At 51.1% G+C, this 25,015-nt stretch carries 27 protein-coding genes; 1 reads left to right on the top strand and 26 read right to left on the bottom strand.

The genetic code is table 11. The features are described 5' to 3' along the window. Nucleotides 1–3: 3 nt before the first annotated feature. From rpsH to HMPREF9141_RS11275, 21 genes are all read right to left on the bottom strand, one after another. Nucleotides 4–399: a 30S ribosomal protein S8 gene (gene rpsH, locus HMPREF9141_RS11175; protein ID WP_007368871.1), complete on the bottom strand. Its 396-nt coding sequence runs from the start codon at nucleotides 397–399 to the stop codon at nucleotides 4–6. A gap of 124 nt (nucleotides 400–523) precedes the next feature. Then, a complete protein-coding gene (gene rpsN, locus HMPREF9141_RS11180; RefSeq protein ID WP_007368872.1) occupies nucleotides 524–826 on the bottom strand; it encodes a 30S ribosomal protein S14 in 303 nt (100 codons plus the stop codon). Nucleotides 827–831: 5 nt separating this feature from the next. Beyond that, nucleotides 832–1,386 carry a 50S ribosomal protein L5 gene (gene rplE / locus HMPREF9141_RS11185; protein ID WP_007368873.1) on the bottom strand — a complete coding sequence of 185 codons (555 nt, stop codon included), beginning with the start codon at nucleotides 1,384–1,386 and terminating at the stop codon, nucleotides 832–834. Next, nucleotides 1,386–1,703, bottom strand: coding sequence for a 50S ribosomal protein L24 (gene rplX / locus HMPREF9141_RS11190; protein WP_040554868.1), 318 nt, complete (start codon nucleotides 1,701–1,703; stop codon nucleotides 1,386–1,388). The genes rplE and rplX overlap by 1 nt, the downstream gene beginning before the upstream one ends. A gap of 21 nt (nucleotides 1,704–1,724) precedes the next feature. Next, complete coding sequence (gene rplN, locus HMPREF9141_RS11195) at nucleotides 1,725–2,090, bottom strand: 50S ribosomal protein L14 (protein WP_004352833.1); 366 nt, start codon at nucleotides 2,088–2,090, stop codon at nucleotides 1,725–1,727. Between the two features lie 2 nt (nucleotides 2,091–2,092). Next, nucleotides 2,093–2,359: a 30S ribosomal protein S17 gene (gene rpsQ / locus HMPREF9141_RS11200; RefSeq protein ID WP_004361615.1), complete on the bottom strand. Its 267-nt coding sequence runs from the start codon at nucleotides 2,357–2,359 to the stop codon at nucleotides 2,093–2,095. A gap of 2 nt (nucleotides 2,360–2,361) precedes the next feature. Next, nucleotides 2,362–2,556, bottom strand: coding sequence for a 50S ribosomal protein L29 (rpmC, locus tag HMPREF9141_RS11205; RefSeq protein WP_007368875.1), 195 nt, complete (start codon nucleotides 2,554–2,556; stop codon nucleotides 2,362–2,364). A 5-nt stretch (nucleotides 2,557–2,561) separates the two neighbouring features. After that, nucleotides 2,562–2,990, bottom strand: coding sequence for a 50S ribosomal protein L16 (gene rplP, locus HMPREF9141_RS11210; RefSeq protein WP_004335808.1), 429 nt, complete (start codon nucleotides 2,988–2,990; stop codon nucleotides 2,562–2,564). Between the two features lie 14 nt (nucleotides 2,991–3,004). Beyond that, the gene (gene rpsC, locus HMPREF9141_RS11215; protein ID WP_007368876.1) at nucleotides 3,005–3,733 is read right to left on the bottom strand and encodes a 30S ribosomal protein S3; all 729 of its coding nucleotides are present in this window, start codon (nucleotides 3,731–3,733) and stop codon (nucleotides 3,005–3,007) included. A gap of 8 nt (nucleotides 3,734–3,741) precedes the next feature. Then, a complete protein-coding gene (gene rplV / locus HMPREF9141_RS11220) occupies nucleotides 3,742–4,155 on the bottom strand; it encodes a 50S ribosomal protein L22 (RefSeq protein ID WP_004352772.1) in 414 nt (137 codons plus the stop codon). Nucleotides 4,156–4,191: 36 nt separating this feature from the next. Continuing rightward, nucleotides 4,192–4,461 carry a 30S ribosomal protein S19 gene (rpsS, locus tag HMPREF9141_RS11225; protein WP_007368877.1) on the bottom strand — a complete coding sequence of 90 codons (270 nt, stop codon included), beginning with the start codon at nucleotides 4,459–4,461 and terminating at the stop codon, nucleotides 4,192–4,194. A gap of 22 nt (nucleotides 4,462–4,483) precedes the next feature. Further along, nucleotides 4,484–5,311, bottom strand: coding sequence for a 50S ribosomal protein L2 (rplB, locus tag HMPREF9141_RS11230; RefSeq protein ID WP_007368878.1), 828 nt, complete (start codon nucleotides 5,309–5,311; stop codon nucleotides 4,484–4,486). 7 nt (nucleotides 5,312–5,318) lie between these two features. Next, a complete protein-coding gene (gene rplW, locus HMPREF9141_RS11235; protein WP_007368879.1) occupies nucleotides 5,319–5,663 on the bottom strand; it encodes a 50S ribosomal protein L23 in 345 nt (114 codons plus the stop codon). A 22-nt stretch (nucleotides 5,664–5,685) separates the two neighbouring features. Next, nucleotides 5,686–6,315 carry a 50S ribosomal protein L4 gene (gene rplD / locus HMPREF9141_RS11240; protein ID WP_007368880.1) on the bottom strand — a complete coding sequence of 210 codons (630 nt, stop codon included), beginning with the start codon at nucleotides 6,313–6,315 and terminating at the stop codon, nucleotides 5,686–5,688. Further along, complete coding sequence (gene rplC, locus HMPREF9141_RS11245; RefSeq protein WP_007368881.1) at nucleotides 6,315–6,929, bottom strand: 50S ribosomal protein L3; 615 nt, start codon at nucleotides 6,927–6,929, stop codon at nucleotides 6,315–6,317. Before rplC ends, rplD begins: the two co-directional genes overlap by 1 nt. Nucleotides 6,930–7,004: 75 nt before the next feature. Then, on the bottom strand, nucleotides 7,005–7,310 hold the full coding sequence (gene rpsJ / locus HMPREF9141_RS11250; protein ID WP_004352787.1) for a 30S ribosomal protein S10: 306 nt from the start codon (nucleotides 7,308–7,310) through the stop codon (nucleotides 7,005–7,007). Nucleotides 7,311–7,400: 90 nt separating this feature from the next. Next, entirely contained in the window at nucleotides 7,401–9,518 is a 2,118-nt protein-coding gene (gene fusA / locus HMPREF9141_RS11255; RefSeq protein WP_007368882.1) for an elongation factor G, read from the bottom strand. Between the two features lie 28 nt (nucleotides 9,519–9,546). Then, nucleotides 9,547–10,023: a 30S ribosomal protein S7 gene (gene rpsG, locus HMPREF9141_RS11260; protein WP_007368883.1), complete on the bottom strand. Its 477-nt coding sequence runs from the start codon at nucleotides 10,021–10,023 to the stop codon at nucleotides 9,547–9,549. A gap of 196 nt (nucleotides 10,024–10,219) precedes the next feature. After that, entirely contained in the window at nucleotides 10,220–10,603 is a 384-nt protein-coding gene (rpsL, locus tag HMPREF9141_RS11265; protein ID WP_004371793.1) for a 30S ribosomal protein S12, read from the bottom strand. A 194-nt stretch (nucleotides 10,604–10,797) separates the two neighbouring features. Beyond that, entirely contained in the window at nucleotides 10,798–11,853 is a 1,056-nt protein-coding gene (locus HMPREF9141_RS11270; protein WP_007368884.1) for a hypothetical protein, read from the bottom strand. A gap of 23 nt (nucleotides 11,854–11,876) precedes the next feature. Beyond that, on the bottom strand, nucleotides 11,877–12,551 hold the full coding sequence (locus HMPREF9141_RS11275) for a hypothetical protein (RefSeq protein WP_007368885.1): 675 nt from the start codon (nucleotides 12,549–12,551) through the stop codon (nucleotides 11,877–11,879). 685 nt (nucleotides 12,552–13,236) lie between these two features. Between HMPREF9141_RS11275 and HMPREF9141_RS11280 the strand changes: the two genes are divergently transcribed. Next, entirely contained in the window at nucleotides 13,237–15,312 is a 2,076-nt protein-coding gene (locus tag HMPREF9141_RS11280; protein WP_007368886.1) for an LTA synthase family protein, read from the top strand. 112 nt (nucleotides 15,313–15,424) lie between these two features. Here HMPREF9141_RS11280 and HMPREF9141_RS11285 read toward each other — a convergent pair whose 3' ends face one another. The 5 genes from HMPREF9141_RS11285 to rpoB all read right to left on the bottom strand — a co-directional run bounded on the left by HMPREF9141_RS11285 (nucleotide 15,425) and on the right by rpoB (nucleotide 24,950). Next, on the bottom strand, nucleotides 15,425–15,748 hold the full coding sequence (locus HMPREF9141_RS11285; protein ID WP_050788052.1) for an EamA family transporter: 324 nt from the start codon (nucleotides 15,746–15,748) through the stop codon (nucleotides 15,425–15,427). Continuing rightward, nucleotides 15,672–15,971, bottom strand: a complete 300-nt coding sequence (locus HMPREF9141_RS13940) for a hypothetical protein (RefSeq protein ID WP_257009604.1) — start codon at nucleotides 15,969–15,971, stop codon at nucleotides 15,672–15,674. The genes HMPREF9141_RS11285 and HMPREF9141_RS13940 overlap by 77 nt, the downstream gene beginning before the upstream one ends. Before the next feature lie 164 nt (nucleotides 15,972–16,135). Then, entirely contained in the window at nucleotides 16,136–16,468 is a 333-nt protein-coding gene (locus tag HMPREF9141_RS11290) for a DUF3467 domain-containing protein (RefSeq protein ID WP_040555087.1), read from the bottom strand. A 275-nt stretch (nucleotides 16,469–16,743) separates the two neighbouring features. Then, on the bottom strand, nucleotides 16,744–21,114 hold the full coding sequence (gene rpoC / locus HMPREF9141_RS11295; RefSeq protein ID WP_007368890.1) for a DNA-directed RNA polymerase subunit beta': 4,371 nt from the start codon (nucleotides 21,112–21,114) through the stop codon (nucleotides 16,744–16,746). A 26-nt stretch (nucleotides 21,115–21,140) separates the two neighbouring features. Beyond that, nucleotides 21,141–24,950 carry a DNA-directed RNA polymerase subunit beta gene (gene rpoB, locus HMPREF9141_RS11300; RefSeq protein WP_007368891.1) on the bottom strand — a complete coding sequence of 1,270 codons (3,810 nt, stop codon included), beginning with the start codon at nucleotides 24,948–24,950 and terminating at the stop codon, nucleotides 21,141–21,143. Nucleotides 24,951–25,015 lie beyond the last annotated feature (65 nt).

The following is a 25,015-nucleotide window of genomic DNA, read 5'->3' on the forward strand; positions in this document are numbered from 1 at the left end:
CAATTAATAAATGTAGCAAAGAACCTCACCGCCGATCTTCTCAGCAGCAGCCTCTTTGTCAGTCATTACACCTTTAGACGTGGAAAGGATAGCGATTCCAAGTCCGTTGATCACTCTCGGCATGTCTTTGTAGCCCGTATACTGGCGAAGACCTGGGGTAGAAACGCGTTTCAGTTTCTTGATTGCACTCTGCTTCGTTACAGGATCGTACTTCAGTGCGACCTTGATGGAACCCTGGGGGCCGTCCTCCACGAACTTGTAGTTCAGGATGTAACCCTTCTCGAAGAGAATCTTGGTGATAGACTTCTTCAAGTTAGACGCAGGAACCTCAACGACACGGTGATGAGCCATGATCGCGTTTCTGAGTCTTGTCAGATAATCTGCTATTGGATCTGTCATAAAATATAAAAGTTTAATTAATCGGGACCACCCCGACAATATTAAAAATCGCTTGAAAGCGGATAATGAACTGCAAAGGTACAAAATATAAATTACAATTCACTATCCGCATCGAAATATTTGATTACCAGCTTGCCTTCTTCACGCCCGGAATCAGTCCCTGTGAGGCCATCTCACGGAACTGGATACGAGAGAGGCCGAACTGACGCATGTATCCCTTCGGACGACCGGTGATCTTGCAACGGTTGTGCAGACGGATCGGGTTTGCGTTCCTCGGAATAGACTGCAGCTTGCGGGCTGCCTCATAAGCCTCTTCAGGATCCTTTGAAGTAGCGATGATCTTCTTCAGAGCTGCGCGTTTCTCGGCATAGCGTGCAACCAGTTTTGCACGCTTTACCTCGCGAGCTTTCATTGATTCTTTTGCCATATCAATTAATCGTTTTTAGCATTCTTGAATGGAAGTCCGAAGCCCTTCAGCAAAGCAAAACCCTCCTCATCGGTCTTAGCCGATGTGACGAAGGTAATGTTCATCCCCTGGATGCGGTCAACCTGATCGATATTAATCTCCGGGAAAATAATCTGCTCGGTGATGCCAAGCGTATAGTTTCCACGTCCATCGAACTTGCTCTCGATACCCTTGAAGTCGCGGATACGCGGCAGAGAGACACGGACAAGTTTCTCGAGGAACTCATACATGCGCTCACGGCGCAGGGTCACCATGACACCGATAGGCATCTTCTTGCGCAGCTTGAAGTTCGCAATATCCTTCTTCGAATAGGTTGCGACCGCCTTCTGGCCCGTGATGGAAGAAATCTCGTTGACAGCGACTTCAATGAGCTTCTTGTCCTGCGTTGCATCACCCAGTCCCTGGTTGATGACAATCTTCTTCAGGACAGGAATCTGCATCGCTGAAGAATAGTTGAACTGCTTCTGCAGAGCCGGAGCGATCTGCTCCTTGTACTGCTTCTTTAACTGAGCTGTATTCATTACTTGATTTCCTCCCCTGACTTTTTAGCGATGCGCTTAACAGTCTTGCCTTCACGTTCAATCTTGATACGTGTGGCCTTGCCGCTCTTCGGATCGATGAGACTTAAATTTGAGATATGAATTGCAGCCTCCTGCTTGATGATTCCACCCTGCGGATGAGCAGCAGAAGGTTTCGTGCTCTTCGAGACCATATTAACGCCCTCAACGATAGCACGCTCCTTGTCTGCGATGACCTTGAGCACCTTACCGGTCTTCCCCTTGTCTGCACCGGCAAGGACAATGACCTGGTCGTCTTTCTTTATATGGAATTTTGCCATTTTATTATTCAATTTAATCATTTAAAGAACCTCAGGTGCAAGAGAAACGACCTTCATGTTCACTGCACGCAGTTCACGGGCCACAGGACCGAAAATACGGCTGCCGCGGATTTCGCCGGCATTGTTCAGCAATACACACGCATTGTCATCAAAACGGATGTATGAGCCGTCCGCACGGCGGATCTCCTTCTTTGTGCGTACAATCAAAGCCTTTGATACTGCACCCTTTTTCAATTCACTTGACGGGATGACGTTCTGTACAGCAACTACGATAACGTCACCAACACTTGCATAACGACGGCCTGTCCCCCCCAGCACACGAATGCACTTGGCTTCACGGGCGCCGCTGTTATCACATACTGTAAGTTTTGATTCTGTCTGTATCATAATTACTTAGCTTTTTCTACGATTTGAACTAATCTCCATCTCTTTGTCTTGGAAAGAGGACGAGTCTCCATGATCAGCACTGTATCCCCTACATTCGCCTCATTCTTCTCGTCATGTGCATGGTACTTCTTTGTCTTCTGGACAAACTTACCATAAATCGGGTGCTTCTCCTTGAACTTAGCCGCAATAACGATGGTTTTATCCATTTTGTTGCTGATAACGACACCCTGTCTTACTTTTCTTAAATTTCTTGTTTCCATCTGGACCATTGTTATTTGTTAAGTTCTCTCTGGGAAAGTTCTGTTTTCATACGTGCAATATCACGACGAGCGGTCTTAATCTGAGATGGATTCCCAAGCGGAGTGATCTGATGGTTCAGCTTCATCTTCGTGAGCGCTGCCTCAGCATTCTCAATCTTCTCTACCAAGTCCTTGGTATCGAGGTCTCTTACTTCTTTAATCTTCATCTTTCTTAAGCGTTTTTATCGAAATCACGTCTAACAATAAACTTAGTCTTCACAGGCAGCTTCTGTGCAGCGAGGCGGAGAGCCTCCTTCGCAATGTCAAAGCTTACGCCCTCTACTTCAAAGAGAACACGTCCCGGCGTAACCGGTGCGACCCATCCTGCGGGATCACCCTTACCTTTACCCATACGGACATCGGCCGGCTTGCGGGTGATAGGCTTGTCAGGGAAGATACGTATCCAGACCTGGCCCTGACGGTTCATGTAGCGGTTCACGGCTACACGGGCAGCCTCGATCTGACGGCTGTCGATCCACTTTGCCTCAAGCGTCTTGATGCCGAATGAGCCGAAAGCCAGCTGTGTACCTCTGTGGGCGTTGCCTTTGTTGCCGCGTCCGTCCTGAGGTCTTCTATATTTTACTCTTTTTGGCTGTAACATGATAGCTTCTTCTTTTAACGGTTATTGTTTCTTCTGCGATTACCTCTTCCAGAACGGCCACCGTTGTTGGAGCGGCCGCTGTTCTTCTCCTGGGCGAAGTTAGGGGTGAGGTCAACCTTGTTGTAGACTTCACCACGGCAGATCCACACCTTGATGCCCAGCAGACCGACCTTAGTAAGGGCTTCTGTCTGACAATAATCGATGTCTGCACGGAATGTATGCAGCGGGGTACGCCCCTCCTTGAACATTTCCTTACGCGCCATTTCGGCGCCGTTCAGACGACCTGTGATTTGAATCTTGACACCTTCAGCACCGGCGCGCATAGTGTTGGCCACTGCCATCTTGATGGCACGGCGGTAAGCGATCTTCCCCTCTACCTGACGGGCGATGTTGTTACCGACGATGTTTGCGTCAAGTTCAGGTTTCTTAACCTCGAAGATATTGATCTGAATCTCCTTCTTGAAGAGATTCTTCAGTTCCTCCTTGAGCTTATCAACATCCTGACCACCTTTTCCGATGACGATACCCGGGCGAGCGGTACAAATAGTAATGGTGACGAGCTTCAGCGTACGCTCGATGACAATGCGGGAAACGCTGGCCTTCTCCAGACGCTTGTTCAGGTAAGTACGGATCTTACGGTCCTCTACGAGATTGTCCCCGAAGTTCTTGCCACCGAACCAATTTGACTCCCAACCGCGGATGATGCCAAGACGGTTGCTGATTGGATTAACTTTCTGTCCCATTCTACTGTTTATTTATCATCATTATTAGCGTCAGCCTTCGAGTCAACGAAGAGTGTGACGTGGTTAGAACGCTTGCGGATTCTGTAGCCACGGCCCTGCGGTGCAGGACGCATGCGCTTCATCGTAACGCCTTCATCAACGAAGACCTTAGAGATATAGAGTTCACCGTCTTCAGCCTTGCGGTCATTCTTTGTCTCCCAGTTGTTGATAGCTGAACGCAGAAGTTTCTCAACGTTCTGGGCAGCTGCCTTCTTGGAGAATCTCAGCACGCCAAGGGCACGATTTACTTCCATCCCGCGAACCATGTCAACGACATAACGCATCTTGCGCGGAGAAGAAGGACAGTCCTTGAGCTTTGCAAAATACTGGCTTTTCAAAGCTTCCTTACGAGCTTCAGCCTTTATATGTTTTCTTGCTCCCATTATATTTTTCTATTTACAAAATGGATGATGACCTGCTTACTTCTTGTTATTACCGGAGTGGCCACCGAAACGGCGTGTAGGACTGAACTCTCCGAGCTTGTGACCTACCATGTTCTCAGTAATGTAAACAGGGATAAATTTGTTTCCGTTATGAACTGCAACAGTGTGACCCACGAAATCAGGGGAAATCATTGATGCTCTGGCCCATGTCTTGACGACATTCTGCTTACCACTCTCCTTCATGGCGAGAATCTTCTTCTCGAGTGATACGTTGATGTATGGACCTTTTTTTAATGAACGACTCATAATTTACTCTTAATTACTTTGATTACTTCTTGTTAGCTCTCTCAATGATGTACTTGTTTGAAAGCTTCTTAGGTGCACGAGTCTTGAGACCCTTTGCGTACAAGCCCTTGCGTGAGCGCGGGTGGCCACCGGACTGACGACCTTCACCACCACCCATCGGGTGATCAACAGGGTTCATGACTACACCACGGTTGTGAGGACGGCGACCCAGCCAGCGGGAGCGACCAGCCTTACCAGACTGCTCAAGCGCATGGTCAGAGTTGCCTACACTACCGACAGTTGCCTTGCAAGCCGACAGGATCTGGCGGGTTTCGCCAGAAGGGAGCTTGATGACACAATAACTGCCTTCACGAGAAGTAAGCTGAGCAAAGTTACCAGCCGAACGAACAAGCAATGCACCCTGACCCGGACGTAACTCGATGTTGTGAATTACAGTACCGACAGGAATGTTGGCCAGCGGAAGGGCGTTGCCGACCTCAGGTGCTGCCTCAGCACCTGACATCAGTGTCGCGCCCACCTGCAGTCCGTTAGGAGCAATAATGTAACGTTTTTCACCATCAGCATAGTATAACAGCGCAATGCGGGCCGACCTGTTAGGATCGTACTCAATTGTCTTCACTACAGCTGGAACACCATCTTTCTCTCGCTTGAAGTCGATAAGACGATACTTCCTCTTGTGGCCGCCGCCCATATAGCGGACAGTCATCTTACCGGTGTTGTTTCGACCGCCGGTAGAGCGTTTACCGTAAACGAGAGACTTCTCTGGCACGGATGCAGTAATCTCCTCGAACGTGCCAATAACCTTGTGTCTTTGTCCCGGTGTAACCGGGTTTAACTTACGTACTGCCATTTTTTATTTAAATATTGCTGTAAAAATCGATTGAATCGCCATTCTTCAAAGTGACGATAGCCTTCTTGAAGGCGTTCTTCTGTCCCTTCACGAGACCCGCCTTCGTATAGCGCGCCTGACGCTTGCCGGCATAACGGGCGGTATTCACACTTACTACTGTAACGTTGTACAGAGCCTCAACTTCTTTCTTAATCTCAAGCTTGTTGGCCTCAGGCTTTACGATGAAACCATACTTAGGCTGAGCCGGAATAGTTCTCTTTTCGCCCTTGTGCTTTACGACCTTATCCTCAGAAGACTTGTCTGTCAACTTGGTCATCTTCTCGGTGACCATCGGTTTAATGATAAATCCCATAATTCTTCTTGTCTCCTAATTATTACTTGGTTAAGATTCCGTCGATGACCTTCAGAGAGTTCTCGGTGACAACGAGCACGTCAGCATTCAGAATCTTGTATGAATTGACCTGCGCCGCCGTCATCACCTCTGTCTTCTGCAGATTACGAGCCGACAAATATACGTTTTTCTCTACTCCTGGCAAAAGAAGAAGTATCTTCTTGCCGTCGACTTTCAGATTTTTTGCAATATTTACGAAATCTTTCGTCTTCGGAGCGTCGAAATCGAAATCTTCAACGACAACGATGGCATTCTCCTGTGCCTTGTAAGCCAATGCAGACTTACGTGCAAGTACCTTTACCTTCTTGTTGAGCTTGAAGCTGTAGTCGCGCGGCTTAGGGCCGAATACACGTCCACCGCCGACGAGCACCGGTGAATTGATGTCACCGCGGCGCGCACCGCCGCCGCCCTTCTGGCGACCCAGCTTACGGGTAGAACCGGCGTGTTCGCTTCTTTCCTTTGACTTGGCAGTACCCTGACGCTGGTCAGCGAGATACTGCTTGACAGCAAGATAGAGGACGTGATCGTTAGGCTCAATTCCGAAGACATTCTCGTTAAGAGTTACCTTGCGGCCGGTCTCCTGACCTTTGATATCTAATACGTTAATATCCATTACTTCTTAATTATTACGGTTGAACCATTACATCCAGCTACACTGCCCTTCACAAGCAGAAGGTTGTGCTCTGGAATAACCTTTAACACCTGAAGGTTCTGAGTTGTCACTCTGTCGCCTCCCATCTGGCCGGCCATGCGCATGCCCTTGAAGACCTTTGCCGGATAAGAACAGGCACCGATAGATCCCGGCTTGCGGGCGCGGTCGTCCTGACCGTGTGTAGACTGGCCTACACCGCCGAATCCGTGACGCTTCACGACGCCCTGGAAACCTTTACCCTTAGACGTACCTACGATGTCAACGAACTTCGCGTCATTGAACAGCTCAACGGTAATCGTGTCACCGAGGTTGTACTCTTCATCAAACTTGAACTCGGCCAAGTGCTTCTTCGGCGTTGTGCCGGCTTTCTTGAAGTGTCCCTGCTGCGGCTTGGAGGTTCTCTTCTCCTTGGCCTCGCCGAAACCTAACTGAACAGCCTTGTAACCATCTTTCTCAACGGTCTTGATCTGGGTTACAACACAAGGACCAGCTTCGATAACAGTGCACGGTACGTTCTTACCGTCGGCACTGAAAACGGATGTCATTCCGATTTTCTTTCCTAATAATCCTGGCATTTCAATTAATTATTTTAAAATGAATGTAAATGCTTTTTTTGTATTAATTTGCTTCTGATCTGTCAACAGACGGTATTACACCTTGATTTCAACCTCTACGCCTGAGGGAAGCTCAAGCTTCATCAAAGCGTCGACCGTCTTTGCCGTAGAGCTGTAGATGTCGATGAGCCGCTTGAAATCAGAGAGCTGGAACTGCTCGCGTGACTTCTTGTTGACGAATGTGGAACGGTTTACAGTGTAAATACGCTTGTGTGTCGGCAATGGAATAGGACCGCTCACGATAGCGCCTGTCGCCTTTACTGCCTTCACGATCTTCTCTGCTGACTTGTCAACCAACTGGTGGTCGTAAGACTTCAGCTTAATACGAATCTTCTGACTCATGTCTGGATTTTTATTGATGATTGAATTTTATCTAAAGGCGGCCCTCCCATAAGAGTCATTCGCTATGGGAGAGCAGCGCCTTCCTTTTCTTTACTTAACGAGTTCCGAATTGCCTTTCAGCTCATCAAGGATTTCCCTGGCGAGGCCGCTCGAAACAGGTGAGTGGTGGTCGTACTCCATGGAAGAGGTAGCGCGACCCGACGTGATCGTACGGAGAGCGGTCACATAACCGAACATCTCGGACAGCGGAACCATCGCCTTCACGATGCGGGCGCCGCTGCGCGCCTCATCCATACCCTGTACAAGACCGCGGCGTTTGTTCAAGTCGCCGATGACGTCACCCATGTTCTCTTCAGGAGTAACGACCTCCACCTTCATGATCGGTTCCATGAGGACAGGGCCTGCCTTAGGACAGAGCACCTTGAAGGCCTGATGGGCTACAAGCTCGAAGGACAGCTGGTCGGAGTCAACCGGGTGGAAAGAACCATCCGTCAGCGTCACCTTCATGCCGGTCAACGGGAAACCGCCGAGGACACCGTTGCTCAGGCAGTCCTTGAACCCCTTCTCTACGGAAGGAATGAACTCCTTAGGCACGTTACCGCCCTTGACGACATTGATGAACTGCAGGTCGCCCTCAGTGTAATCCTCGTCCTTAGGACCGATTGTCACGTCGATGCAAGCGAACTTACCACGACCACCGGACTGCTTCTTGTAAGTCTCACGGCTCTGTGCGGTCTTTGTGATCGCCTCTTTGTAGTTCACCTGCGGCTTGCCCTGGTTACACTCTACCTTGAACTCACGCTTCAGACGGTCGATGATAATGTCAAGGTGCAGCTCGCCCATACCGGAGATGATGGTCTGGCCGCTCTGCTCGTCAGTACGTACCGTAAACGTAGGATCCTCCTCTGCGAGCTTGGCAAGACCATTGTCCAGCTTTGCCACGTCGGCCTGGCTCTTCGGCTCGACAGCAATGGAAATCACCGTGTCAGGGAAGGTCATGGACTCCAGTACGATCGGCGCACTCTCGTCGCAAAGCGTGTCACCGGTGCGGATGTCCTTGAAGCCGACACCGGCGCCGATGTCGCCGGCGTCAATCGATTCCATCGGAATCTCCTTGTTGGAGTTCATCTGGAACAGACGGCTGATGCGCTCCTTCTTGCCAGAACGCGGGTTGTAGACATAAGAGCCTGCAACGACCTTTCCGGAATAGACACGGAAGAACACCAGACGGCCCATGAACGGATCGGTAGCGATCTTGAATGCCAGCGCAGCCGTAGGATCATTCTCGCTCGGCTTACGGTCTTCTTCCTCTTCCGTATTCGGGTTCGTGCCGACGATCGCCGGAGTATCCAGTGGAGAAGGCAGGAAAGCACAAACATAGTCGAGCAGCGGCTGTACGCCCTTGTTCTTGTAGGAAGAGCCGAGCAGCATCGGACAGCACTCCATGGCGATACAGCCCTTGCGAATCGCTGCGATGATCTTCTCCTCGGGGACATCCTTCCCCTCGAGGTACAGTTCCATCACTTCGTCATCGAAGTTGGCAGCCCCCTCGAGCAGCTTGTCGCGCCATTCAGCGGCCTCGTCAGCAAGGTCGGCCGGGATCTCCTCGACATCATATTCCGCACCCATCGTCTCATCGTGCCACAGGATAGCCTTCATCTTGACCAGGTCTACGACACCCTTGAAGTTCTCCTCAGCGCCGATAGGGATCTGGATGGCGATCGGGTTGGCACCCAGGATGTCCTTCATCTGCTGTACCGTCTCGAAGAAGTCGGCGCCGGAACGGTCCATCTTGTTCACGTAACCGATACGCGGAACGTTGTATTTGTCGGCCTGACGCCATACCGTCTCCGACTGCGGCTGAACGCCGTCGGCAGCAGAGTAAGTGGCAACAGCACCGTCGAGGACACGGAGCGAACGTTCCACCTCAGCGGTGAAGTCGACGTGTCCCGGAGTATCAATCAAGTTAATCTTGTAAGACTTGCCGAGGTAGTTCCAGTTACAGGTGGTCGCAGCCGATGTAATGGTGATACCGCGCTCCTGCTCCTGTGCCATCCAGTCCATCGTGGCAGCACCATCATGAACTTCACCGATCTTATGCGTCTTACCTGTGTAGAAAAGAATACGCTCAGACGTGGTCGTCTTACCGGCGTCGATGTGCGCCATGATACCGATATTACGAGTCAAATGTAAATCGTGATTTGCCATTTTCTTTTACCTTATTATAATAACTTGATTAGAATCTGAAGTGAGCAAATGCACGGTTAGCCTCTGCCATGCGGTGCATGTCTTCCTTGCGCTTGTAAGCACCGCCCTGGTTGTTGAAGGCATCCATAATCTCCGATGCGAGCTTGTCGGCCATACTCTTGCCGCCGCGCTTGCGGGCAAAGGCAATCATATTCTTCATCGAAACGCTCTCCTTGCGGTCCGGACGGATTTCCGTCGGCACCTGGAAAGTGGCACCGCCGATACGGCGGCTCTTCACCTCCACCTGCGGGGTGATGTTGTCGAGTGCCTGCTTCCACACCTCGAGCGGAGACTTCTCCTCGCTCTTCATCTTGCCGCCTACGATGTCGAGGGCTGCATAGAAGATTTCGTATGAGGTGTTCTTCTTACCGTCATACATCAAGTGATTTACGAACTTTGACACCTTCTGGTCGTTGAACTTCGGATCCGGAAGGACTACACGCTTCTTTGGTTTTGCTTTTCTCATTTTAATTTTAAACTTTAATTCTGCGGAGGCTGTCGTCTTTTTCGTTCTTCAACACCCTCACCTGGGCGTTTACTCAACCTTTGTGATTACAAATCTCCAGCAAAACTGTTTGTTTTTAGTTGCTTCTTTTGAAGAGCCTCGGTGCATCGGCCATCACCGGCCGTTGCACCCCGGCTTTATGGATTGAAGTCTCCTGTTACTTCTTGCCAGCTTTAGGACGCTTTGCACCGTACTTGGAGCGGCGCTGCGTACGGTTGGCGACACCTGCGGTATCGAGCGTACCGCGAACGATGTGATAACGTACACCAGGAAGGTCCTTCACGCGGCCGCCACGGACGAGTACGATACTGTGCTCCTGCAGGTTGTGACCCTCTCCCGGAATGTAGGAGTTCACCTCCTTCTGGTTGGTCAGACGGACACGGGCAACCTTGCGCATTGCTGAATTAGGCTTCTTAGGAGTCGTAGTGTAAACACGAACACACACGCCACGACGCTGCGGACAGTTGTCCAAAGCCGGAGACTTGCTCTTGTCTACGATGTCCTTTCTGCCTTTTCTTACTAATTGTGAAATAGTAGGCATGATTTTTACTTTTTATTGTTATGTATTTATTTTGTTTATTTTCAATCCATTACGAACGCAAGCTGAACGCTTAAAAAGCCTTATAATCTGCTCTGTCGTTTCGGGTTGCAAAGGTACAAAGATTCCCTTAAATGACCTAATAATAAGAAAAAGAATAATTCCCCGCGCCTCTCATGTTAACAATAAATAACTTTTTATTCATTATTTAACGTATCTGCTGGAGTATTCTTTGTATCGACTTCTTGGACAAAGCAGTTCCTGCCCAAATCTATCGTGTAAATTTTTGCAGCGTCTGCTTCTGCACTTTCCTCATCATAAGTCAGCATAACAGTCCATATCCTGCGCTGAACGGTATCAATATAATATATCTGCTCATAAGCCGACAGGGTCTCGGCATTGTTATAATATTCATAACAGAGAACAGAGTCGGTAACCTTATCATTTACAGACAACAAGGCATAGACTTTTATGTATTCTTCCGATTTACGTTTCTCTTTACGCTTCTTGAACAACAATTTATGTGCTGCATCCAACTGCACCACCGGCATACGGAGACTGGAGGACAAAAGGTAATAATCCACTCTCAGACAATCAAGTACACAATCCTCCCTGCCTGCAGCACAAGAGCCATTAACCCGATCAGAGAAGTCCGGCAAAGACACCAGACTGTCTCCCAGCACTTCAAGAAACTTTTTATTGTTTCTGCCTGATATATTCATAAGATACTCACCTGTATCCTTCGGAGCATCCTGCACCTTAAAACTGTCGGTTTGTATCCATTTCCCGTTTGTCAGCAGATATGTCTTATAAACAGCATTACTGTCTGGCTGGAATTCATCCCCTTTTATGTCCTTGACCATTTCCTTGTTCAAGGCAATGGCAAAAACGTCATATCGCGTTATTCTCGCATTGATATAGCGTTCCATGTCTTTTTCGTATCTGTACGCCTGTTCGGCGTCTTTGCCCTTCCAATAGCCATTCTTATTATATACATCCCAGAAATTTCGTTCTTTCTCCGTGCGACCAAGAAAATAAACCACATATAACTCAGTGTTGTTTTCGCCGGAAAAACAAGGCAACATAATCTGTTCGCCATCCGCAAACCTCAATGCCGAAGTCCTGTCATTGATGTTCAGGAAGTTCTTGACATCATCTTCTGCGTTCCCTCTCAGAATATGCCCTGCCGAAGCCACGCTGCTGGCATACCCCCAAAAAGGTAAAATCATCAACAAAAACAATAAGACTTTCATACTCGTTTTTCTTTTCGTTTACCTTACAGTGGCTTCTCCACAACTACTATATGCCTGCGCTCCTGTTGCTTCCAATATTGTATTGCAACCGTCCTATACTTTATTTGAGGATAGGCATGTAGCTGCCTGAAAGATGCAAAATCTTTATCTTTCATGGCAAGAACGTCCTTTGCCTGCTCAATATACTCCGGACAACATTCCTTATACTCGGTCTGTCTTTCCAGAATATTGTTATAGTACATCTTTTGAAACTGCAAAGACAACCCTTTAACAGCCCCCCAGTGATGCCTGTATAAATATTCCTCCTGTTCTTGAGAAGTCCAGAGGAAATACTTTTGTTTCATACGCTTCTCCAATCTGCTTCTTTCAGAAGAAAATTCCAACCATACAGCAGGTGTGTCGTCTGTCGTTTCCTGCTTGACACCGATAACAATCGTTTCCTGCAGATTTACAACATGGATGTCCTCCGGGAAGAAAAGACCTGCTCCATCAAGCGTGAAGTATGTCTGTGGCATGATATATAAAGTATCATTTCGTTCTTCAAACATGAAATCTTCTTTGTCAGCATCAAGTAAATACAATACAATGCCATCAAAGACATACAAATCGCCTTTCCATACGCAACCTGCCGTACTTTTCTGTATCAAACTGCTCAACAGAATGAACAAGACCAACACTTTCCTCATCCTATTCATCATACACTTAGCTTTTAGTTGATGATACTACCCTACGGCACGCTTTAAGCCTACAAGTCTCTTGCCACAGACCTCATACTCTACGGATCACAAGTACCTCATAATCAGAGCTATCACCCATTTTCTCAACATGCAGGACTCTCCTACCTTGACTTTCCCTTCCATCAGCACGGCAAAAGAGAACCTCCACCAGTACAAAAAGTTTCATCATGATGGTTTTATGCCTGCACAAAAATAGACTTTAATTTCTGAAAAACAAAGAAACAGAAAGAAAAAATGTCTTATACTTTGTAAGGGAGGAAGTAAACATCTTAGCCACAACACCTTACTTTAGTGGATAAAAGATAAATAGTGCTGCCCAATAAACATTTCCCATATAAAGCTATTAGTGTCTTACTATATACATCATAATGGCCATAATGAACCACTCCTCCCACCTTCAGCCGATGTGGTGTTGCCAATCTCATGTGGTGTCATTGGTAAACACCAATGGTGTTGAGTGCTAAACACCAATGGTAATGGGTGCTAAACACCATACAACACGTTGCCGATGTAGAATCAACTTGCAGTTTCCCCCTGAGAGAACGGCATCCGATAGGTTCTCCGTTTTGCTCTGGAAAAAACAAAGAAATTTTCTGTTCCGTCCGCTGCGTTATCCACGGATTTTATGTAATTTTGCAGAAAACAAATGACGATGAACAAGAACAAACTGATCTACAGAAACCCTGTATTCCTCATCGAGACCCGCTTTCTGAAATTGTATATGCTCGCAGGATTTCTCCTGCGGATCATCCTGATGTACACTGCACCCGGTGATGCCTCTTTCACCATCGGAGAGACGGTCAGGCTGCTGGGCATCGGCCTGCTTGCCGACTTCGGCATGGCCGTCCTGCTCGCCTTGCCGCTGCAGATCCTCTACCTCGGACTGAACGAGGGGAAATACCACCGCATCGTGGGATGGGTGATAGAAGTGCTGCTGGCCGCGGCCTTCGTCTACGTGCTGTGCTTCCATACCATCTTCCACGAGTATGGCGGCGGTGCGCCCAAGATAGCCCGCATCTTCCTGGGCTGGAAGCTGTTCAGCTTCTCCATCCGCTTTTTCGTCCCGAAGACAAGGGAGACCTGGCGGCGGATTTCCCTCTACTTCGCCTGGGCGGTGTACGTCTTCCTGTTTCTGTGCGTCACCGCAGGGGAATACATCTTCTGGGGAGAGTTCGGGGTGAGGTACAACTTCATCGCCGTAGACTATCTGGTCTACACGCACGAGGTGATCGGGAACATCATGGAGTCGTATGCCATCATCCCCATGATCGGCGTCACGCTGCTTCTCACGGCAGGCATCATCTTCCTCCAGTCGCGCCATTACAGGCCGAAGATTACCCGGCTTTACAATGCAAAGATGCTCACCGTGCATCTGGCCCTGTATGCGGTCTTTGCAGCGACCGCCTACCTCATGCTATGGGGCACGCACAGTCTGCAGAGCGACAACCAGTATGTCACCCAACTGGAACAGAACGGGGCGTGCGACTTCGTCATCGCCTTCCAGAGCAACAAGCTGGACTACGACAAATTCTACGCCATGCTGCACCGGCAGGAGTGTGTGAGACTGTACCGGCAGCTAAGCGGACTGGACGAGAACGGCAGGAAGACCGTCGGCGACAGTCTCGGGGCACAGCGTCCGAACATCGTCCTGATCACCGTGGAAAGCCTCAGCGCCGACTTCCTCACACGATACGGGAACCGGCAGAACCTCACGCCGCAGCTGGACAGGCTCATGCAGGGAAGCCTTGTCTTCGACAGCCTCTATGCCGCCGGCAACAGGACGGTGAGGGGACTGGAAGCCCTGTCGCTCTGTCTGCCGCCGAGTGCAGGGGAGAGCATCATCAAGCGGAAAGCCAACCGGATGGGAAACCTGTCCGTAGGCAGCGTGCTGTCGCGCATAGGCTACAAGTCGCAGTTCATCTACGGCGGCGACAGCTACTTTGACAATATGGGCGACTTCTTCAGCCATAACGGCTATGAGGTCATCGACAGGAAAGACATCCCGGACAGCCAGGTGACCTTCGCCAACATCTGGGGTGTCTGCGACGAGGATATCTTCAGGAAAAGCCTGCAGGTATTTGATGCCGACTGCCGTTCGGGGCATCCCTTCTTTGCACAGATCATGACCACCAGCAACCACCGCCCCTACACCTACCCTGCCGGACGGATAAAGGTGGACGGCGACCCCAACACCCGGGAGGCTGCCGTGAAATACACCGACTATGCCATCGGCAGGTTCATCGCCGAGGCGAAGAGGAAAGCCTGGTTCAGGAACACGGTGTTCATCGTCATCGCCGACCACTGCGCCTCCAGCGCGGGAAAGACATCGCTGCCCATCGACCGTTACCACATTCCGTGCCTGGTCTATGCCCCGGGCATAGTACGGCCGGGGAAAGTCGGGAAACTCTGCTCGCAGATTGACCTCATGCCGACCGTCCTCTCCCTACTCCATCTGCAGAGCCGTGTGAGTTTCGCCGGGCAGGACGTATTCTCCCCGAGCTACCATCCCCGGGCGTTCATGGCGACTTATCAGGATCTGGGCTATCTGGAGGGCAGCCGCCTGACCGTACTCTCTCCGGTCCGCAACATACGGCAATACGCCGTGCGCCCGCTGCCGGACGGCACCTGCGACGAGCAGCCTGTCAGACGGACAGACCGAAACCTCGTCCGCAAGGCGCAGGCCTACTACCAGTATACGAACCTGTATGTGAAAGCGAAGTAGCCTGACGGACGTCCGTCAGAAAAGGACCTGTGGCTTCCATAAATGCGGAAGGCACAGGAGACATCACAAAAAAGGGGCGGAAACTTCCATGCACAGGACAGTCCCCACCCCATCATAAAATCATAAAGATACTGCCCGCCGCAATCAGCACGGCGCCGATGACAACCTTCAACGACGGCTGTTCGTGCAGGAAGAGAAAGGCAAGCAGAATGGTGATCACCACGCTCAGCTTGTCGATCGACACCACACGGGAAACATCGCCCAGCTGGATCGCCTTGAAATAGAAGAGCCATGACAATCCGGTGGACAGACCCGAAAGGATGAGAAACACCCACGTATTCCGGCTCACGTCCTTCACCTCACTGATATGGCAACCGAAGATGACGACACCCCATGCAAGCAGGAGGGTGATGGTCGTCCGGATTGGCGGTGGCAAGGTCGGAGTTGACATCCCTGACCACCGACCTTGGCAAAGACTCTACCGCCGGACGGACGAGGACTTCTGCAACACTGCCGTCACGCCCCTGCATATCACGGACCGTATGATGAGCTGACATCTTGAGTTCCTGCAAAAGACATTCGTGGAGCAGGGAGGCATCAAAGAGCAGATGTATGCCGCCCGTACCGGCTACCGCAGGGAACAGGATGCTCTTCTCCAAAGGCTGTGGCAGGAGAACGCTGCCCCAAGGCTGAGAAAAAAGCCGGAAAGGATGGCAGGGAGACAGCGACCCTGACGGCTCCATGAAAATCTAGCAGCCCTAGCATTTACTAGCTTTGCTAGGGTCGCTAGTTCAGCTAGAACCGCCAGTTCTGCCAGTCCCGCCTACGCCTCAACCTTCCCTTTTCCGAAAGGCGAGATGGTACGCGGCTCCCGAGCAGGCTCATGCCGGTCGATCTTGCCAAATTCTTTCTCGTAGCGTACGACATTGTCCTGCAAGGCAGCAAGGAGGCGCAATGCGTGTTCAGGTGCGATGATGACACGGCTTGTCACGGTTGCCTTCGGCACGCCAGGAAGCAGCGTGGCAAAGTCGAGCACAAACTCTGAGCTTGAATGAGAGATTATCTGGAAGTTGGTATAAACTCCTTTGGCGATTTCCGGTGAAAGGTCAATCTGCAACTGCTGGCCTTCTTGATTCTGATTGTTGTTATTGTCCATTTTCATTCAAAAGATTTAGATGACACTTCTGTTTAACTGTTGCAAAGTTAACACTTTCAAGTCAGTTACCAAAGGCCGTCTCCAAAGTTTTCACCTTTCAGTCTACGAAAAAAGGATTTACATTCTCTATAGCGGGGAAGTTCCGATATTCTTTCCCCTGCTCTTACAGCCTGTCAGTGATATTCCTTTCCATACTCCTTACAGCCTGCCAACGAAAAAGAGGATCCACAGCATCGCTGCGAATCCCCTTCCATATCATACATCAAAGACAAGGATTACTCCTGTACTGTCTCTGCTTCCTGATTGGCATAGTCAAGAACATTCTTCTTGTTGGCCTCCATACGTTCGTGCTCCTCCTGTGAACCGACAACCAGTTTCTGCCACTGGCGAAGACCCGTACCGGCAGGGATGAGGTGACCGCAGATGACGTTCTCCTTCATACCCTCAAGATAATCGGTTTTGCCACGGAGCGCAGCCTCGTTGAGCACCTTGGTCGTCTCCTGGAAGGAGGCAGCACTCATGAAGCTCTTCGTGCCGAGGGCAGCCCGCGTGATACCCTGGAGGATCTGGGTAGCCGTAGCCTGGACGGCATCGCGTACCTGAACAACCTTGAGGTCACGACGTTTGAGACTCGAGTTCTCATCACGCAGCTTGCGGACAGAGAGGATCTGCCCCTTGTAGCAGTTCTCGGAGTCGCCCGGATCGGTGACAACCTTCTTGCCCCAGATACGGTCGTTCTCCTCGGCGAAGTCGAGCTTGTCGACCAGCTCCTGCTCGAGGAACGTGGTGTCGCCCGGATCGTCAATACGCACCTTGCGCATCATCTGACGGACGATAATCTCAAAGTGCTTGTCGTTGATCTTCACACCCTGAAGACGATATACGTCCTGTACTTCATTGACGATATACTCCTGAACGGCCGTCGGTCCCATGATGGACAGAATGTCGGCCGGCGTAATGATACCGTCGGACAGCGGCGTGCCCGCACGGACCGCATCATGCTCCTGAACAAGAATCTGCTTGGACAGACTTACGAGGTACTTGCGCTGCTCGCCGGTCTTGGAAGTCACGATGATCTCGCGGTTGCCACGCTTTACCTTGCCCATAGTAATCTCACCGTCGATTTCAGATACGACGGCAGGGTTAGACGGATTACGGGCCTCAAACAGCTCGGTGACACGTGGCAGACCACCTGTAATGTCACCTGCTCCGCCCACAGAACGCGGAATCTTGACCAATGTCATACCGGTCTTGATTTCAGCTCCATCCTGAAGAACCTGCTCCAGGTGACCGCCTACCGGGAGGTTGTAAGTACCAAGAATATCGGAAGGAGCATAGAGACCGTCGGTCCCTTTCTTTGCACCTTTCCTGACAACGTCAACCGTCGGGACCTTTGTCTTGTCGCGCGAGTCCGTGATGATACGCTCGGTAAGACCCGTCGCCTCGTCGGTCTCAGCCTTATAAGTCACACCTTCCACAACATCGTGCAGACGGAGGACACCGGCATACTCACTGACAATAACGGCATTGAACGGGTCCCACTTACAGATGACATCCCCTTTCCTGACGGTATCGCCAGACTTGAAGTAGAGAGAACTACCATAAGGCACATTATCGGAAAGGAGGACAATGCCTGTGTTCGGATCGATGAAATGAATCTCCGCCAGACGGCTGACAACCATCTGACACTCCTTGTCCTCGTCGTCAACGAAAGGTACGGTACGGAGTTCCTCAAACTCGATCTTCGCCTCGCTCTTTGCTGTAATCGTCGCATTGGCAGCAGCGTTACCTGCCACACCACCAGCGTGGAACGTACGGAGAGTAAGCTGTGTTCCCGGTTCGCCGATGGCCTGTGCTGCGATGACACCGACCGCCTCACCCATCTGTACCATGCGGGCAGTGGCAAGGTTGCGGCCGTAACACTTCTTACATACACCCTTCTTGCTCTCACAAGTAAGTACGGAACGGATCTCGACCATCTCTATCGGCGAATCCTCTATGGCCTGCGCCTTGGCTTCGGTGATTTCCTCACCGGCAGCAACGATAATGTCACCTGTTGTCGGGTTGATGACATCGTGTACAGACACACGCCCCAGAATGCGCTCATAGAGTGTAGCAATCGTCTCGTCACCGTTCTTCAACGCACGACATTCAAGACCGCGGAGAGAACCACAGTCCTCTTCATTGATGATGACATCATGGGAGACATCAACAAGACGGCGGGTCAGATATCCGGCATCGGCCGTCTTCATGGCCGTATCAGCCAGACCTTTGCGAGCACCGTGGGAGGCGATGAAGTACTCCAGCACGGACATTCCTTCCTTAAAGTTGGAGATAATCGGGTTCTCAATAATCTGCGCTCCTTCGGCGCCGGCTTTCTGCGGTTTCGCCATCAGACCACGCATACCGGCAAGCTGTGCGATCTGGTCAGCGGAACCACGGGCACCGGAGTCGAGCATCATGTAAACGGCATTGAACCCCTGATCGGCCTCGGTCATGTGCTTCATCACACTTGCCTTCAGGTTGTTGTTCACATGTGTCCAGGCATCAATCACCTGATTGTAACGCTCCTTATCGGTGATGAAACCCATCTCGTAGTTGGCTTTCACCTGGTCGACCTCGTCCTGACCTTTCCCGACAATGTCTTTCTTCTCCTCCGGTACGATAATATCGTCAAGGTTGAAAGAGAGACCTGCCACATAAGCCATGCGATAACCGAGGTTCTTGATCCCATCCAGGAACTCACAGGCACGCGCCATACCGACAGCCTTGATAACGTCGGCGATAAGGCCACGGAGTGATTTCTTGGAGATGATGCCATTGAAGAAACCGATCTCAGTCGGAATAATCTGGTTGACAATGACACGGCCGACGGAAGTCTCCACCATCCGTTTCTGTATTTTCCCGTCGACGATATCATCGACGATGACCTTTACCTGTGCATGGAGGTCGCACCGCTTCTCATTGTAAGCGATGATGGCTTCCTCGGAGCCGTAGAAAGAGAGACCTTCGCCCTTGGCTCCCGGACGGAGCTTGGTGATATAATAGAGGCCGAGCACCATGTCCTGCGAAGGGACGGTAATCGGCGCACCGTTGGCCGGATTGAGGATATTGTGGCTCTGGAGCATCAGAATCTGCGCCTCCAAAACAGCCTCATTGCTCAAGGGGAGATGGACGGCCATCTGGTCACCGTCGAAGTCGGCGTTGAACGCCGTACATGCCAGCGGATGCAGCTGGATGGCCTTGCCCTCGATGAGCTTCGGCTGGAAAGCCTGAATACCAAGACGGTGAAGAGTCGGGGCGCGGTTCAGCATGACCGGATGACCTTTCATCACATTTTCGAGGATGTCCCAGATGACTGGCTCACGACGATCCACGATTTTCTTGGCGCTCTTGACGGTCTTCACGATACCGCGCTCGATGAGCTTGCGGATGATGAACGGCTTGTAAAGCTCGGCCGCCATCAGCTTCGGCAGGCCGCACTCGCCCATCTTCAGCTCCGGCCCGACAACGATTACGGAACGGGCAGAGTAGTCGACACGCTTGCCGAGGAGGTTCTGACGGAAACGTCCCTGCTTGCCCTTCAGGGAGTCAGAGAGAGACTTCAGGGGACGATTGCTCTCGCTCTTCACAGCCGACGACTTGCGGCTGTTGTCGAAGAGGGAATCGACCGCTTCCTGAAGCATACGCTTCTCGTTGCGGAGGATAACCTCCGGGGCTTTGATCTCCATGAGCCGCTTCAGACGGTTGTTGCGGATAATCACTCGCCGATAGAGGTCGTTGAGGTCAGAGGTTGCGAAACGGCCACCATCCAGAGGTACCAATGGACGGAGTTCCGGCGGAGTGACCGGGATAATCTTCATGATCATCCACTCCGGTCTGTTCACGCCGATCGACTGACGGAAGCCTTCAACGACCTGCAGGCGTTTCAACGCCTCCGTCTTGCGCTGCTGGCTGGAGTCGGTCGTCGCACGGTCGCGCAATTCGCCGGCAAGGCGGTCGAGGTCAATTCCGGAAAGGAGATCATAAACAGCCTCCGCACCCATCTTGGCAATGAACTTGCTGGGATCAGAGTCGTCCAGCCGTTCATTCCCTTCAGGGAGTTTGTTGTCGAGAATGTCGAGGTATTCGTCTTCCGAAAGAAGGTCGAACTTATGAGAACCGTTCAGATCCTCCTCCGTCTCGGCATTCTTCATGCCTTCAACGACACCCGGCTGGATGACGACATATTTCTCGTAGTATATGACAGCATCGAGTTTCTTGGTCGGCATGCCGAGAAGGTAACCGATCTTGTTGGGAAGACTACGGAAATACCAGATATGGGCAACCGGGACAACCAGTTCGATATGTCCGGCACGCTCACGGCGCACCTTCTTCTCTGTCACCTCAACGCCGCAACGGTCGCAGACTATCCCCTTGTAACGGATGCGTTTGTATTTACCGCAAGCACACTCATAGTCCTTGGTAGGGCCGAAGATGCGTTCGCAGAACAGACCGTCACGCTCTGGTTTATAGGTACGATAGTTGATGGTCTCTGGCTTGGTTACCTCACCATAGGAGTTCTCGAGGATCTCTTCAGGTGAAGCCAGTCCGATAGTAATCTTGCTGAAATTACTCTTTACTTTATTATCTTTCTTAAAAGCCATGTTTTACTTATTATGGGGTGTACGTATTAATCAAGTTTGATGCTCAGACCGAGTCCACGAAGTTCGTGCAACAAAACATTCAGTGACTCTGGAATACCCGGTGTCGGCATTGGCTCGCCCTTGACGATAGCCTCGTAAGCCTTTGAACGACCGACCACATCATCAGACTTGATTGTCAAGATCTCCTGAAGGACATGAGACGCACCGAAGGCCTCGATGGCCCAGACCTCCATCTCTCCGAAACGCTGACCACCGAACTGTGCCTTACCGCCAAGCGGCTGCTGGGTGATCAATGAGTACGGACCGATGCTGCGGGCGTGCATCTTGTCCTCAACCATGTGGCCGAGCTTCAGGAAGTAGGTGATGCCCACCGTGGCCGGCTGATCGAACTTCTCCCCGGTCTCACCATCATAGATATACGTGGAACAGAGATTCGGCAGCCCTGCCTTGTCCGTCCATTCCTTCAGGTCGGAGAGCTTGGCACCGTCGAAGATAGGAGTAGCGAACTTGACGCCTAACTTGCGACCGGCAGCACCGAGGATAGCCTCGAAGATCTGACCGAGGTTCATACGTGAAGGCACACCCATCGGGTTCAGCACCAGGTCGACCGGACTTCCATCCTCGAGGAACGGCATGTCCTCTGTACGTACGACTTTGGAGACAATACCCTTGTTACCATGACGGCCGGCAAGCTTGTCACCTACTTGAATCTTACGCTTCTTGGCAATATACACCTTCGCCATCTGAAGTACACCTGACGGCAGTTCGTCGCCGATAGTGATGGCGAACTTCTTACGCTTCAGCTCTGCATCCATCTGCTTGTACTTGCGGATGTAATTCATGATCAGCTTCTGAATCAGAAGATTGGTATGCTCGTCGTCCGTCCAGCCGTTAGACTGGATTCCTTCATAATCAAGATTCTTCAATGCAGCAACCGTGAACTTACTGCCCTTGGTGATGATCTCGGCATCGGAATAATCCTTGACCCCCTCAGAGACTTTGTCCTCTGTCAGCTCAAGCAGCTTATCTACCAGAAGATCCTTCAGGTCGTTGACCTTTGCCTCCTGTTCCTCGTCGATCTTGGCAAGTGTCGCCTTGTCCTGACGCTTGCTTTCGCGTGTCTTGATGGCACGGCTGAAGAGTTTCTTGTCAATTACGACACCACTCAATGAAGGATTGGCCTTCAAAGAAGAATCCTTCACATCACCGGCCTTGTCACCGAAGATGGCACGGAGAAGCTTCTCTTCCGGTGAAGGATCGCTCTCGCCCTTAGGCGAAATCTTACCGATCATGATGTCGCCGGGTTCCACACGGGCACCGACACGGATAATACCGTTGTCATCGAGATCCTTGGTGGCTTCCTCGCTTACGTTCGGAATGTCCGACGTGAACTCCTCCACGCCACGTTTCGTCTCGCGTACTTCGAGCGAATACTCATCAACGTGGACAGAGGTCAGCACATCCTCACGCACCATACGCTCTGAAATCACGACGGCATCCTCGTAGTTGTATCCCTTCCAAGGCATGTAAGCGACCAGCAGGTTACGCCCTAGTGCCAGCTCGCCGTTCTCAGTGGCATAGCCCTCGGTGAGGATGTCACCCTTCTTGACACGCTGCCCCTTGTCGCAGATCGGACGGAGGTCGACAACCATGTTCTGGTTGGTACGGCGGAACTTGGGGATACGGTACTCCTTCAACGCCGGCTCAAAGCTGACAAACTCCTCCTCTTCCGTCCGGTCGTAGAGGATGCGGATGGTCGTGGCATCTACATATTCGATGACACCATCGCCCTCCGCGGTGATCATCGTACGCGAGTCCTCACAGACCTGCTTCTCAAGACCCGTACCGACAATCGGCGCATCATTGTGGAGCAACGGCACTGCCTGACGCATCATGTTACATCCCATCAGCGCACGGTGGCCGTCATCATGTTCCAGGAAAGGAATCAGACCGGCTGATACGGAAGCAATCTGCTGCGGCGACACATCAATAAGATTGACGGCCTCCGGACTCACAACCGGATAATCGGCATCCTGACGGCACTTGACTGTGTCGCGGATGAATGTACCGTCGGCATTCAACGGCGCATTTCCCTGCCCGATGATCTGGTCTTCCTCCTCTTCGGCTGTCAGGAAAACAACATCCTTGTTGTCCATGTCTACCTTGGAATCCTTCACACAACGGTATGGCGTCACGATGAAACCGAGGTCGTTGATCTTGGCATACATACAGAGGGAGGAAATCAGACCGATGTTAGGTCCTTCAGGAGACTCAATCGGACACAGACGGCCATAGTGGGTATAGTGAACGTCACGGACCTCGAAGCCTGCACGCTCACGCGACAGACCGCCAGGACCCAAGGCTGAGAGACGGCGCTTGTGTGTGACCTCCGCCAGCGGATTGGTCTGGTCCATGAACTGGCTCAACGGATTGGTGCCGAAGAACGAGTTGATGACACTCGAGATGGTCTTCGCATTAATCAGATCCGTCGGCTGGAACACCTCACTGTCGCGGACATTCATACGCTCACGGATCGTACGGTTCATACGTGCCAGACCGATGGAGAACTGGTTGGCCAGCTGCTCGCCCACGGTGCGGACACGGCGGTTGGACAAGTGGTCAATATCATCTACCGTGGCATTCGAATTGATCAGGCTGATCAGATACTTGATGATTTCGATAATATCATCCTTTGTCAGCACGCGGACATCCATATCCGTATCCAAGTTCAGCTTCTTGTTGATACGGTAGCGTCCCACCTCGCCCAGGTCATAACGCTTGTCAGAGAAAAACAGATTCTGGAACACCTCACGGGCGCTGGCATCATCAGCAGCATCCGCATTGCGCAGCTGCCGGTAAATATAGTTCACAGCCTCAATCTCAGAGTGACTCGGGTCTTTGGCCAGCGTATTGAAGATGATGGAGTATTTGTTGGCAGCCTCCTCGTCCTTATGGAGCAGGATGGTGGATACAGAACTGTCGAGAATTTCATCGACATTCTCCTCCGTGATGACGGTCTCGCGCTCGACAACCACCTCGTTACGCTCGATGGAAACCACCTCGCCGGTGTCTTCATCCACGAAATCCTCCGTCCAGGTCTTCATCACGTTACCCGCAATCTTGCGGCCGATGGCAGCCTTCATGTTCTTCTTGTTGACCTTCACCTCCTCGCAGAGATCGAAGATCTGGAGAATGTCACGGTCCGTCTCATAACCGATGGCACGCAGCATGGTGGTGACAGGCAGCTTCTTTTTCCGGTCGATGTACGCATACATGACATTGTTGATGTCGGTGGCGAACTCAATCCACGACCCCTTGAACGGGATGATACGGGCACTGTAAAGGACGGTGCCGTTGGCATGGACACCCTGTCCGAAGAAAACGCCCGGAGAACGGTGGAGCTGGGAGACAACGACACGCTCCGCTCCGTTGATGACAAAAGTACCGTTGCTGGTCATGTAAGGTATCGTACCCAGGAATACATCCTGGATGAACGTGCCGAAGTCCTCATGATCCGGATCCGTACAATACAGCTTCATCTTAGCCTTCAAGGGTACGCTATAAGTCAATCCGCGCTCCAGACACTCGTCGATGGAATATCTTGGCGGGTCAACATAGTAATCCAGGAACTCAAGGACGAAATTATTGCGTGTATCGGTGATAGGGAAGTTCTCTGCGAACACCTTATACAGACCGTCATTCTTGCGTTCCTCAGGCGGAGTATCCAGCTGCAGGAAGTCACGGAAGGACTTCAATTGCACATCGAGGAAATCCGGATAGGGATACGGATTCTTAACGCTGGCGAAATTTACTCTGGGTTTATTTTCTAATGCCATAAACTGAAATTATATATTCGAATGTCTAAAGTCCGGCAACGGACCAAAAGAGGGAAGCAACACCC

The organism is Prevotella multiformis DSM 16608 (assembly GCF_000191065.1).
GTDB lineage: Bacteria > Bacteroidota > Bacteroidia > Bacteroidales > Bacteroidaceae > Prevotella > Prevotella multiformis.

Coding starts and splice junctions, on each gene's coding strand:
- rpsH (WP_007368871.1), bottom strand. CDS start 399: ATGACAGATCCAATAGCAGATTATCTGACAAGACTCAGAAACGCGATC.
- rpoB (WP_007368891.1), bottom strand. CDS start 24,950: ATGGCATTAGAAAATAAACCCAGAGTAAATTTCGCCAGCGTTAAGAAT.
- rplW (WP_007368879.1), bottom strand. CDS start 5,663: ATGGGATTTATCATTAAACCGATGGTCACCGAGAAGATGACCAAGTTG.
- rpsJ (WP_004352787.1), bottom strand. CDS start 7,310: ATGAGTCAGAAGATTCGTATTAAGCTGAAGTCTTACGACCACCAGTTG.
- rpsG (WP_007368883.1), bottom strand. CDS start 10,023: ATGAGAAAAGCAAAACCAAAGAAGCGTGTAGTCCTTCCGGATCCGAAG.
- HMPREF9141_RS11280 (WP_007368886.1), top strand. CDS start 13,237: ATGACGATGAACAAGAACAAACTGATCTACAGAAACCCTGTATTCCTC.
- rpsL (WP_004371793.1), bottom strand. CDS start 10,603: ATGCCTACTATTTCACAATTAGTAAGAAAAGGCAGAAAGGACATCGTA.
- rplD (WP_007368880.1), bottom strand. CDS start 6,315: ATGGATATTAACGTATTAGATATCAAAGGTCAGGAGACCGGCCGCAAG.
- HMPREF9141_RS11290 (WP_040555087.1), bottom strand. CDS start 16,468: ATGGACAATAACAACAATCAGAATCAAGAAGGCCAGCAGTTGCAGATT.
- HMPREF9141_RS11275 (WP_007368885.1), bottom strand. CDS start 12,551: ATGATGAATAGGATGAGGAAAGTGTTGGTCTTGTTCATTCTGTTGAGC.
- rplV (WP_004352772.1), bottom strand. CDS start 4,155: ATGGGAGCAAGAAAACATATAAAGGCTGAAGCTCGTAAGGAAGCTTTG.
- rplN (WP_004352833.1), bottom strand. CDS start 2,090: ATGATACAGACAGAATCAAAACTTACAGTATGTGATAACAGCGGCGCC.
- fusA (WP_007368882.1), bottom strand. CDS start 9,518: ATGGCAAATCACGATTTACATTTGACTCGTAATATCGGTATCATGGCG.
- rplB (WP_007368878.1), bottom strand. CDS start 5,311: ATGGCAGTACGTAAGTTAAACCCGGTTACACCGGGACAAAGACACAAG.
- rpsN (WP_007368872.1), bottom strand. CDS start 826: ATGGCAAAAGAATCAATGAAAGCTCGCGAGGTAAAGCGTGCAAAACTG.
- rpsQ (WP_004361615.1), bottom strand. CDS start 2,359: ATGGTCCAGATGGAAACAAGAAATTTAAGAAAAGTAAGACAGGGTGTC.
- rpsC (WP_007368876.1), bottom strand. CDS start 3,733: ATGGGACAGAAAGTTAATCCAATCAGCAACCGTCTTGGCATCATCCGC.
- rplC (WP_007368881.1), bottom strand. CDS start 6,929: ATGCCAGGATTATTAGGAAAGAAAATCGGAATGACATCCGTTTTCAGT.
- rpmC (WP_007368875.1), bottom strand. CDS start 2,556: ATGAAGATTAAAGAAGTAAGAGACCTCGATACCAAGGACTTGGTAGAG.
- rplE (WP_007368873.1), bottom strand. CDS start 1,386: ATGAATACAGCTCAGTTAAAGAAGCAGTACAAGGAGCAGATCGCTCCG.
- rpoC (WP_007368890.1), bottom strand. CDS start 21,114: ATGGCTTTTAAGAAAGATAATAAAGTAAAGAGTAATTTCAGCAAGATT.
- rplX (WP_040554868.1), bottom strand. CDS start 1,703: ATGGCAAAATTCCATATAAAGAAAGACGACCAGGTCATTGTCCTTGCC.
- rplP (WP_004335808.1), bottom strand. CDS start 2,990: ATGTTACAGCCAAAAAGAGTAAAATATAGAAGACCTCAGGACGGACGC.
- HMPREF9141_RS11270 (WP_007368884.1), bottom strand. CDS start 11,853: ATGAAAGTCTTATTGTTTTTGTTGATGATTTTACCTTTTTGGGGGTAT.
- rpsS (WP_007368877.1), bottom strand. CDS start 4,461: ATGAGTCGTTCATTAAAAAAAGGTCCATACATCAACGTATCACTCGAG.